The organism is Lactobacillus sp. B4026 (genome assembly GCF_026535825.1).
Taxonomy (GTDB): Bacteria; Bacillota; Bacilli; order Lactobacillales; family Lactobacillaceae; genus Lactobacillus; species Lactobacillus panisapium.
On sequence record NZ_JAFNPD010000004.1, the window covers coordinates 135894 to 146792 of the forward strand.

Annotated in this window: 11 protein-coding genes; 6 read left to right on the forward strand and 5 right to left on the reverse strand. The window is 32.4% G+C overall.

The features are described 5' to 3' along the window. Window positions 1-31 precede the first annotated feature (31 nt). Window positions 32-1192 (forward strand): N-acetylglucosamine-6-phosphate deacetylase, encoded by a 1161-nt coding sequence (gene nagA, locus J3U69_RS05310; protein WP_103752507.1) that lies wholly within the window; start codon window positions 32-34, stop codon window positions 1190-1192. A 92-nt stretch (window positions 1193-1284) separates the two neighbouring features. Here nagA and J3U69_RS05315 read toward each other — a convergent pair whose 3' ends face one another. After that, entirely contained in the window at window positions 1285-1611 is a 327-nt protein-coding gene (locus J3U69_RS05315) for a hypothetical protein (protein ID WP_267413297.1), read from the reverse strand. A gap of 342 nt (window positions 1612-1953) precedes the next feature. On the opposite strand from J3U69_RS05315, the gene J3U69_RS05320 reads away from it, so the two are divergent. After that, window positions 1954-2364 (forward strand): hypothetical protein, encoded by a 411-nt coding sequence (locus tag J3U69_RS05320; RefSeq protein ID WP_267413298.1) that lies wholly within the window; start codon window positions 1954-1956, stop codon window positions 2362-2364. A gap of 285 nt (window positions 2365-2649) precedes the next feature. Continuing rightward, window positions 2650-4293 (forward strand): SLAP domain-containing protein, encoded by a 1644-nt coding sequence (locus J3U69_RS10405; protein WP_323848319.1) that lies wholly within the window; start codon window positions 2650-2652, stop codon window positions 4291-4293. Between the two features lie 385 nt (window positions 4294-4678). Here the strand turns inward: J3U69_RS10405 and J3U69_RS05330 are convergent, their stop codons facing one another. Continuing rightward, complete coding sequence (locus J3U69_RS05330; protein ID WP_267413299.1) at window positions 4679-5656, reverse strand: HNH endonuclease; 978 nt, start codon at window positions 5654-5656, stop codon at window positions 4679-4681. A gap of 223 nt (window positions 5657-5879) precedes the next feature. On the opposite strand from J3U69_RS05330, the gene J3U69_RS05335 reads away from it, so the two are divergent. The 3 genes from J3U69_RS05335 (at window position 5880) to J3U69_RS05345 (ending at window position 7540) form a co-directional block, all read left to right on the forward strand. Next, a complete protein-coding gene (locus tag J3U69_RS05335) occupies window positions 5880-6083 on the forward strand; it encodes an AbrB/MazE/SpoVT family DNA-binding domain-containing protein (protein WP_267413300.1) in 204 nt (67 codons plus the stop codon). 131 nt (window positions 6084-6214) lie between these two features. Then, on the forward strand, window positions 6215-6556 hold the full coding sequence (locus J3U69_RS05340; RefSeq protein WP_267413301.1) for a hypothetical protein: 342 nt from the start codon (window positions 6215-6217) through the stop codon (window positions 6554-6556). 351 nt (window positions 6557-6907) lie between these two features. Continuing rightward, window positions 6908-7540: a hypothetical protein gene (locus J3U69_RS05345; RefSeq protein ID WP_267413302.1), complete on the forward strand. Its 633-nt coding sequence runs from the start codon at window positions 6908-6910 to the stop codon at window positions 7538-7540. Between the two features lie 415 nt (window positions 7541-7955). Here J3U69_RS05345 and J3U69_RS05350 read toward each other — a convergent pair whose 3' ends face one another. From J3U69_RS05350 to J3U69_RS05360, 3 genes are all read right to left on the reverse strand, one after another. Next, a complete protein-coding gene (locus J3U69_RS05350) occupies window positions 7956-9437 on the reverse strand; it encodes an SLAP domain-containing protein (RefSeq protein ID WP_267413303.1) in 1482 nt (493 codons plus the stop codon). Between the two features lie 294 nt (window positions 9438-9731). After that, window positions 9732-10589: a DUF4097 family beta strand repeat-containing protein gene (locus J3U69_RS05355; protein ID WP_267413304.1), complete on the reverse strand. Its 858-nt coding sequence runs from the start codon at window positions 10587-10589 to the stop codon at window positions 9732-9734. A 77-nt stretch (window positions 10590-10666) separates the two neighbouring features. Further along, window positions 10667-10899, reverse strand: a 233-nt coding sequence (locus tag J3U69_RS05360; RefSeq protein WP_267413306.1) for a hypothetical protein, incomplete at its 5' end; no start/stop codon positions are given.

A 10899-nucleotide genomic window follows, 5' to 3' on the forward strand; every position in this document is an offset into this window, starting at 1 on the left:
AGTTCGAGTTTTTAAGTGAAAGGCAAAAATTATGACGTATTATATTCATGCTGACAAGTTTTTTCTTGAAAATGTAACTGAAGATGGCGGTTACCTTGAAGTTCAAGATGATGGTAAGTTTGGTTTTTACTACCCTGAAAACGAAACCCCAACAGGTAAGATTGTTGATTATCCTGGTAAATGGATTGCACCCGGATTGGTTGATACGCATGTTCACGGTTCTTTAAAAGAAGATGTAATGGTAAGCGAATGGGATGGCATTAACCGTTTGTCTGAAGGCTTCTTGCGCTCAGGCGTTACTAGCTGGTTGCCTACTACTTATACTGCGGACGAAAATACTTTAACTAGAATTTGTCAAATGTTCGGTGCCCGTAAGGGTGAAGAAACTGGTGCTAAGATTCAGGGACTGCACTTTGAAGGTCCATACTTTACTGCAGAACATGCTGGTGCTGAGAACCCGAAGTACTTGCTAGATCCAAGTATTAAGCAATTTAATGACTGGCGTGATCAATCAGAAGGTTTACTTAACAAAATTTCCCTTGCACCTGAAAGAAAGGGTGCGAAGGAATTCATTCGCACTGTTGTTAAAGAGGGCGTTGTCGTTTCCTTGGGCCATTCAAGTGCAACTTACGCACAAGCTAAAGCTGGCGTTGAAGCAGGTGCAACCATGTTTACGCACACTTTCAATGGCATGCCTGATCCGTCACACCATGACTCATCAATTTCAAATGCAGCAATGGACTTGCATAATGTTACTGATGAATTGATTTGTGATGGGCACCACGTGAAAAAAGAATTGGTTCGATCATTAATTAAGATTAAGGGTGCAGAACATATTTGTTTAATCACTGACTGTATGGAAGCTGGAATGATGCCAGATGGTGACTATATGCTTGGTGAATTGCCAGTTTACGTCAAAGATGGCATGGCCCGTCTTAAGGACGGCGATAACCTTGCCGGTAGTATCTTGCAGTTAAATGTCGCTATTAAGAATGTGGTTGACTGGAATGCTGCCACCCCAGAAGAAGCAATTATGATGGCGTCATATGTACCAGCTAAAAGCGCAAATATCTTAGATAAATGTGGTTCAATTGCTCCTGATAAGCCTGCTGACTTTATCGTTTTGAACCCTGATATGACATTGAGCGAAACTTACTTGAACGGTAAGTCACGCTATCAGGCAAAAAAGTAATTTAATTCATTTAAATAATTAAAAGTAAACCCCTAATTAGAAGTGCTAATTAGGGGTTTTTGGTGTTCAAATTAATTTAAACAGTGTAATCGTTAGGCTGTGATTACTACCGTTTGCTGTTTAACTTTAGCTAACAGATCTTCTTCGGCATTTTTATTGGTAACTAAGCCGGTGATATTACTCCACTGGGTAATTTGATAGAGACTAGTGCGTTTGAACTTAGTCTTATCGGCTAAGATATATTTTTTCCGTGCTTGTTGCAAGATCACGGCATCAATTGAAGCATCTGAATATGATGGACTGGTTGGGCCCGCAAAATTATAAAAACCATCAGATCCTAAAAAGCAAATGCTAACTTGAATTTGCTTAAGCAGACTCTCTGTCCAACCGCCGTAAACAGAGGAACTCTTTGAGCGCAATTTACCACTGGGATTGGCGCGACCCTGTAAGCAACTTGAAAGCAATGAGAATTGAAGTTAAAAACATTCATTCTTTTATTGCTAATAAACAAAGTTTCAATATGGAAACTACTTTAGCTACTTCTAAAAAACTATGTAAGCATCTTAAGATCAGCTGAGGTATAGGTCGATACCAAGCTTGGTGGCAGTATTCTCACTCCTATACGCGTGGGCGACATGGTTATGCAGTTTTAAGCGGTAATATTGATTGCTTCTTAGGGAAAATCATGTTTCCACACACGTCCTTTTAAATGGTATGATTAAGAAATGAATGATGAGAAATTTTCGAAATTAAGAGAGTTAATGGAATTTTTTAAAAAGCAAGCTCCGACAGTTACTGTTAAAGAAAATATATCTAGTATAGACAATTGCAAGGCGGAGTCTGTTGAAGATTATAATAGAGCAAGAGTTTATCTTGGAGAAAATAATAATTCTTTCAAATCTTTAACCGTTTGTGTAAATTCAGGAAAAGATTTTTTGAATTTACTAAATCTTTTGGGAGCTATACATGCGAATTTTAACATTTCTTCAAAACCGTTTATAGCAGAATCAGACATAGACGAAGATGATGATAGTGAAACAATCAAAAGGTCGAAAACCTATAAAGACTTTGAAGACTATGACAATAATTGGATGTACTCTTTTGAGAACTATGTATTTAAAATAGTTAATTTTGATGAAACTGCTTTAGAGCATGACCAATACTATATCTAATTTTTATTAACCAGACAAAGGGCAGTGACTTCGCTGCCTTTTGTTATTGCACATTATGATCAATAGGGTACAATCAAATTAGAATGAGACATCGGAAAGTTTGAAAAATATTTTTTTAATTCCGTCTTGGCTTTCCACTAAAGAAGTATCAGTCTGACTAGCTTTTTCATTACGTTAAAAACGTTATCTATTTTATCAATATTATTTTTTTCCATTTTAATCGACTCAAAAACTACATATAATAAAAATGTACTATTAAAGTTGAGTAAAAAGAGGCAACTAATTATGAAGCAAAAAGTTAAATATTTGATAGTTGCAGCACTGTGTGCCATTTCTGTTGGTCTAAGCAGCCAACTAAATTCTGTTCATGCTGCAAGTCATTCTATTTCAAAGACAATTATGCATGATGCTCAGGCCTACTCTAAGGAAGGCAAAAAAGTTAAAGGGAAATACCATGCTTATTCCAAAGTTATTCTTGATGATCAGCCGATAATTATTGGAACTGAGCCGCATGCTCCTTACTATAAAGTAAAAAATAAAAAGCAGTACCTAAAAGCTAATAATATTGACGGTGTAAAGCGTAAAGTAAAACATAATTCGTATGTTTATGCTTCCAGCACGCGTAAAGCTGAACCAAAAGTCATCAAAGCTGGCAGTACGGTAACTACCTATGGCGATGCCTATCAATTTAAAAATGGTCTATTGTATTACCGCATCGGTGGTCCGAAAAAGCAATATATCAAAGCGCAAAATTTAGGAGCGATAATCGGCTCAAGTACTGAAGAAACCACAGTAACGGTCACCTTTACTCTAGGTACGCCAATTTATGAAGATAACGGTATGATTAGAGTTATAAAGCACGCTAAAAAGGGAACAAAATTCAAAGTCGATCGTTGTGAAGAAGGTAGCCGTGCTGATGCAATCAGCACGGCTGTGCCAAATGGGACGATTTATCGTATTAAAGGCACCCATGATTGGCTTTGGGGAGTAGATGTTAAGGCAGCCAAGAAATTACCTGTTCATGACTATGATAATGAGACTTTTTCGTACATCAAGTTTACTAAAGACGTAGATGTTTATAATGCAGACGGCACTATGCAAGACCATCACGGTCAAAGAATCAGAAAACAGGGTGGATTCATTAAAGTAGATAAGCTGCTATATCTTTGGGTACCTGCTGAAAATAAGGCAGAATTATTCTATCACCTTAAAGGTCATCAATTCTATGCTACTCAGCCAGACGTTAGCGAAAAAATTGATGTTGGCGACGCTTATGTAAAAAGTAACGAAGTAAAGTTCGTTTACGGGATTAAGTTAAAGCCAAGCAATACTGCCCAAGATGTAGAAAACATTATAACAGCTACTACCTATGTTAAAGCTGTTCCCAAATTAAGAAATATTCATACACTTTATGATAATAATAAAAATCAAGTAAAGTTAACTGGTGAAGCTAACGGACTAAAGAAAGTAAAAATATTTTATAATAAGCAAAATGTTAAAACAGCTAAAGTTAATAAATCAGGCAATTTTGCCGCTAACCTTAAATTTAAAGGTTACAAGAATTTCACTCTGTATGGTATAAATAAAGCTAGCAAGAAAGCAACTACCAAGGTAAAACTCACCAGTAAAGATTATGCTGCACCTGTGCCGTGCGCTGTTAAAGGCAATCGAACAAAAGAAAGTGTTACTTATGAAATAGCAACAAACAAGGGCTGTACACTGAATTTTTACTACAATAACCACAAAATGTATGCTGTTACGGCTGATTCAGAAAAAACGCAAATAGTTTTTCCTGCTGGCCTGCTCAAAGGCAAAACAGGGCATTTTACTATTCGTCAAGACCAAACTGGTAAAAAAATCAGCCAGTCTGCTAAAGTAGCAATTCCTAAAGTAGGCTATGCGTTTGAAGTAAACAGTAATAAAAGATAAAACCACTAAAACATAGTATTGAAAACAACTGGTTATTTAATATAAAGAATTAAAAATCTGCTCAAAAATTGATGTTGGCGATGCTTATGTTAAAAGTAGCGAAGTAAAGTTCATTTACGGGATTAATTTAAAGCCAAGCAATACTGCTCAAGATGCAGAAAAGCAAGCCCACCAGGATAAAACAAATTAGTCGATAAACAAATAGTAAAGTCTAAAGAGTCTAGAGTTAACTTCAACCATTGCACTTTTTAGATTTAAATTTAAAAGGAGATCGATAAAAATACAGTAAAAGTCTGACAAAGATTTAAATAGCCTTTGTCAGACTTTATTTGTTTAGCTTTGAAAAACTACCAATTCTTAGATAAGTTAAGAGCAATAGTTTCTACTACTTAAGCCAATCATCAATTCTTTTTGTACTACATTTATTTATTCTTTGGGTGCCTAATATATTTTCAATTGTTTTATTATCAATCTTTTTCCCATTTTCAGTAATTTCCTCAAGGTCAATTGAGTTAGTAATATTTATGATAAATTGATAACCACTGTCTATATTATCTCTGTTGACATATATATTATTCACTTTTTGGTATATCGTAAAGTATGCTTTAAAATCAAAATTCTTTTGTTTTCTAACTAGTCTATAGTCATTACCAATTTTTATTTTATAAAAATGATAGTTATTTGTTAGCTTTATTAGATACATTTTACCTTTAAAAGCCAAACCGTTTCTATTCCAGGAAAAAATCAAATTATTTTTATCTTCATTGCACTCTTCACATGTCAAAGCCCAATTTTTGTAGTAGTTATTGCCGCCTTCATTCTTAGGAACAATGTGATCTATTTGAAAATCATCTTTACGTAATTTTTTATTACAATATACACATCTATGATTATATAAATTATATATGCTTTTTCTATCGGGATCTTTTAAACCAAGATTGGTAGGTATTTTGAATCCGAATCTACAATGATATTGTGCTGATTTAATAATTTTACAGCCATTATTTTCCATTTTGTCGAGAGCACGATGCTTAGACCTAAAATTAGGATTTCTCAGATCATATATAACATAATCTTCTTCAATATAAATAAGAACTTTCGAATTTGCTATTTGATACGTTTGTTCTATGTCTTTAAAAATTTTATCTACATGGCGCAGATTTTTATCTCCCATTACTGACATCTTATGTAGTAGTTTGCCATCATAAGTGGAGTAAACATAAGAAAATTTATTACCCATGTATCCAATGGCATTAAACTGATCTAAATTGAGATCATTAATTTCTTGAAACTCACAAGTCGATAAACTTAGTTTAGATTGAGTTTGTAATTTGTCTATTATTTTTTGTCTATAATCAATCATAATAACTTCCGAAATAATAATTATAAAACTGAAAAATATAATACTTAACTTAGCTTATAATATCATAGTTAAATTAGAGAGGTGTTTAAAATGACTATAACCTTTATTAAATTATGTTAAATAAATGTTATGACTATATTGCTTAGATTTTGTAAAGATATAATTATAATTTTTTTAGAAATCGTGTACACCTATAATAAAATGAACTAATGAGATGATATTAATGGAAAAGAAATTAGGTAGCTTTTTTGCTAGAAAAGTTGGTAATTCTACTGTTCTCACGATTCCGAGTAAGGCAGATGTTAAACTTGGTCAACGATTCGAATTGACTCAAGAAAATAATGGCACTGTAATCTATAAGTCTATTGGCTATAATCCGTGGTTTAATGGGGAATATGATGATATTGACTTTAAAAAAGAAATTTAGAGGGCTTTACTATTGTTTAAAATATTATAGATAAAGCATAGAAAGTAAATACAAGAAGATTTGGATAAAGATTTAACTGATGTAGAATATAGTTATAATCAAAATTATTATGGCATTATGAGGAAATAATCGTGGATTTCTTTAAGCGGATTGAAAAATTTATTGTAGCTGCTATTGTATTTTATTTTATCCTAAATATGGGTATCAACTTATATCATCTTTCTTTGGAAACAATAGCCTATAACGCTTTTAAAAATGAACACAGTCTTAGGAAATATTCATATGATCAGAAAACATATGATGTATTGAAAAAAAGTAAAGACAGGTATTTTAAGATAACTAGTGAGAATCAAAGTACTGGTAATATACTTGAATATGACGGAATAATTAATCATAAGCATTGTGTTGTAAATTATGATATAAAGCCAATTTTTAAAATTAGCGTACGCGACGTTAGCCTTTTGGGAAATTAATTTATAAGAAATGGGTTGTAAGTTAACCACAAAATATTTGAGGGACATGTATTTCACAACATTACTGTTTGTTAAATTATATTTTTGTAGTAAGTCTCAAGAGTTAAAAAGCTTTTGAGACTTTTTGATACCCATATGTATATTTCTAAGTCTGTTATCAATAATGAAGAAATTAGGATTTTATTTTTTCTAAATTTGCTATGCAGAAAATATAACCACCAATCCGTTTAATGTACATTAAACGGATTGGTAGATATTTAAAGAAACACACAATAAATTAAAATATGTGTTATAATTTTCAAAAAAATAATCTGCAATTTATAATTACTTTTTAAAAAATGAGACGTAAAAATGAAATTTAAAAAAATCTTAGTTGTTTTAACGATAGTATCGGCGGGACAACTGTTGGCAACCACAAATATTACTGCAGTCCAAGCTGCACAAATTGAAAAACCTAAGCTTGTAACTAATAAAGCTTGGACTAAGAAGTTAGCTAAAGCTGGGTATGCTTTTGTATTACCTGATGCTGCTAAAGGTGTGTTATATAAGAATACAGCAGCCAAGGGTGGTAAATCATATAGCCGAAAGGTATTAAAGAAGCTCGTTAAAAACCATACACTATTTAAGGTCAGAAAGCTGACAACCATTAAAAACAGCATTTCCGTTGATTTGATTTCTAAGGATGGTAAATATAAAGGTTATACGAACTACGTGAATGGTATTTATAACAAAAATCTATTTAATAAGGACTTACAACCACTAATTAATGCTGAACTAAAAGTAATGGATGCTAAAGATAATAATGAACCTACTTCGGCTTTATTAGAGCAAGCGCAAACGTTAGCTAGCGAATTAACTGGTAAGAATAAGCAAATAGCTGATACTTCAATTAAACAATTAAAGCGTTATTTAAAGCATAAAGATATATCAGAAACACCGATACTTCTAATTGGTAAGTATCCAGGTGACTTATTAGCAAATTAAAAGAAGAGTGAGTAGATATTTGATATGAACCCCGAAGTTAAGACAACTTCGAGGTTTTTATTATGGCTAAATTATTGATAGAAGATAATTATTGGCATTGATAAAACTGTAATTTAACTTGATTAACTAGTGCTTTAAGGTTGAAAAAATTTTGGCAAGTAAGTTATACAAAAAAAGCAATGACTATTAATAAATACTAGTCACTGCTTGCGATTTGTTACATGTCGCTAATTAGTAAAAACATGTATATTAAAACTACAAAAGACTACATGCTAACGAAGTTATAAATGTCGATTAAACAAGTCTTCAAGCGTATTAGTCTTAATTATGTTTTAACCCAATAATAAAAAAAGCTTCATTCCGATTAAATATCGAAATGAAGCTTTAAACTGTATTAGCTTTGATTATTGCTATTCTATTTTATATAAAGATAGGGATTAGTGTTTATCAAAATATTATCTATTTGGTCTTGTTCAGGAGTACTATTAATTACTGCTTTTTGAGCTGTAGATAATAATGAAGTGGCTTTTTTAACTTCTGCTATACTTGCAGTATTTGAGTCATTTATGCTCTTAGCAAATTTTAAGGCATAGCTATAATATACGTCACAAAATCTGATAACATTATTCTTCTTATAGGCAACTATCGTATTTTCTTGACTAATTAAGTTTTGAAGCTCTTTTTTATCAGCTTCCTTGGCCACGTTAGCATCTGCTTTTGCCTGCTCAGGAGAATTATCTGGTTTCAGATAAGGTCCAGAACAGTAATTTACATCAGATGCTTTAACGTAGATAAGTCCTTGATAACTCTCATTCACAAAGTTACCCGGTATACTATTTTTGATACCATTTTTAGTCCAAGAATATTGTAGTAAGTAAAATAGTTCAGCCTTATTTTCTTCAGGAATCCAAATGTATGTTAAATCCTCAACCGGATATTTATCATTTTTATTAAAAGTAGAATGGGTACCTTCAATATGTAGGGCCTTTCCTTGTGCGTCATATGTACTTGTAGCTTTATTAAAACTTACATATGTGGCATACGTATATATTTCTAATCTTTGACGAGGCCTAGTTTTGACAAGGTTAGAACTAATAAAGGCATCGGTAGTACCACTAATACGATATTCTGTAAGACTAGATGGATCAGCGGTTACACCTGTAATCCTGTCAACGTTGTAGGTCTTACCATTCTGTATTTCTGTTTTGTCTTTGCCAGTACCAATCGTAAATGGCTGCTTAATATTTGAGTTTTCAATTGTAACAGAAGTTTCAGTAGTGTATAGGGGCTTATTGTCAATTTTATCTACATTCGAAGCATTGATATAGCCTCCAGCACCAATATTGTAGTAATATTTATTACCGATTTTTTCATATGGTAGCCAAGATTGATTGTAACCATCGTCATTTAAAAGATAAAAATGTTTACTATTTCGATCAACAGGCTCAATAGAAGTGGCATATTTTAAAGGAGTGCCTTTTTTGATATGGGTATTAGATTTACTCCCACGGTATGTAGATAAACGCTTGCCGTTTTTGTCGTAGACAAATGAATTATAATTTAACTGCAAATTGCCTTTTTGGACTTGATCATCAATCATCCCTACATTGCTAGCTTTAATATAAGCATTGTTAGTAATGGAATAATAATTCTTACCATTAATAGTTGAAATCTTTCCGTTTGAATTTACAACCGTACCTGTTTTTAAGGTCTTTTTACCATTAAAATAAGTACGCTTGCCATTAGAGCTGTAAATATAGGAATTATGATTTAAAGTAATAGTTGCTGATTTAGCAGATACAGTTGATGGATTTGAATTTTGAATTATCGGTACTACTGAGCCCAGCGCTAAAATACTTGCGACTGAACCGAACACTATTTTTTTATTTAGATTCATAAAATCACCTCAATATAAATTATTTTTCTAGAATATGATAAGTGAAATTAGACTAAGCGCTTAACATACTTAGAATTATTTTTAAAAAACATTTGATTAATAGCCAATCATTTAGTTACCACGCTAGAATAAAAATATCAGCCTAAATTTTTTAATTGAAGTGAATTAACGGTTACTAATATGATTAAGCTACGACTATGTTACATCTATAAATGTAAAAAAACACATTAATTTTGTGGAATCTTGGATTTGCTAAAGTTTCGACTTTAATAAGCTCCCAGTTGCTGTTTAAGATTACTTAATATTAATATCACCGCTTTTACTAGTGACTTTAAGAAGTGGTTGATGTGATAAAGTTTTAGAAAAATTATGATGATGAGACTTATTATGAACTTTAACTATGCCTGAATGTTTGGTAGCAAGCTTATAACTAAGTTTTGGCGCATTAGACATTTGGAAATTGCCCTCAGCTAATTTAAAAGAACTGTTACCAAGCAATTTTGAACTTTTGACTTTGGCATAGCCCATTTTGCCCATTGTTACATTGGCTTTAAAATTACTTTTGCTGATAGAAAAATCACCTTCATCTAAGGCGAATGAAGCCTTGTTAAAGTTCGAATTACTAATTTTAAGGTCGCCATTTTTTAGCTTAAGACGAATATTTTTTGCTTTAAGATGGTTAATTTTAACGTCACCGACATGGAATGACATGTTAACTTGAGGAATATTTAGTTGGTTCAAGCTGAAATCGCCGGAATCGCAGGAACCAGTTAGTTTTTTAATTGTTGTTGTATTAGGAACAGTAATATTTATATAGTAGTTTCCATCCCGATATGATTTTTCGGGTTGATCTGAGATTACTAATTGCTTGTTTTTAACTTCAGCCTTGATTTTATTGATATCTGCTCCTTGGTTCCCACTTACAGTAACTTGAAAATTATTTCCTGAAGAAATTTTTATGTCAGGTCGATAAGCTGCAAACTTAATACTATTGAACGGATCAACTTTAATTACTCGACTCGTTTCACCGGATTGAGTGGTTGAGGGATCAGCAGCTGTAACATTTTGCTGGTTGGATATTGCTTTGCCACCGCAAAAAACAGCTAGACCTAAAATTATTATAATTGACCATAATTTGATTTTTTTATTCATCGTATTTTACCTTCTAGCTATTAAACAATAAAATGTAAAAATAAACGCTTTTGTTTGAAATACCTGCTTGTTATTTTCTAATCTTTGATACTGATATAACCTTTCCTATCCTTAACAGTAAGCATTGGCTTATTATTGATGGTTCGCTCAAAATGAGTTGAGTGCGACTTGCCAAAGAATTTAATTTTATTCTTCTTACTGCATGATAGGTTATAACCAATTTTGGGTGAATCATACATGATGAAGTCTCCTTCATGCAGACTAAACGAACTGTTGCCAAGTATCTTGGAATCTTCAACTTCAACATCAT

Coding starts and splice junctions, on each gene's coding strand:
- J3U69_RS05330 (WP_267413299.1), bottom strand. CDS start 5,656: ATGATTGATTATAGACAAAAAATAATAGACAAATTACAAACTCAATCT.
- J3U69_RS05345 (WP_267413302.1), top strand. CDS start 6,908: ATGAAATTTAAAAAAATCTTAGTTGTTTTAACGATAGTATCGGCGGGA.
- J3U69_RS05355 (WP_267413304.1), bottom strand. CDS start 10,589: ATGAATAAAAAAATCAAATTATGGTCAATTATAATAATTTTAGGTCTA.
- J3U69_RS05335 (WP_267413300.1), top strand. CDS start 5,880: ATGGAAAAGAAATTAGGTAGCTTTTTTGCTAGAAAAGTTGGTAATTCT.
- nagA (WP_103752507.1), top strand. CDS start 32: ATGACGTATTATATTCATGCTGACAAGTTTTTTCTTGAAAATGTAACT.
- J3U69_RS05320 (WP_267413298.1), top strand. CDS start 1,954: ATGGAATTTTTTAAAAAGCAAGCTCCGACAGTTACTGTTAAAGAAAAT.
- J3U69_RS05350 (WP_267413303.1), bottom strand. CDS start 9,437: ATGAATCTAAATAAAAAAATAGTGTTCGGTTCAGTCGCAAGTATTTTA.
- J3U69_RS10405 (WP_323848319.1), top strand. CDS start 2,650: ATGAAGCAAAAAGTTAAATATTTGATAGTTGCAGCACTGTGTGCCATT.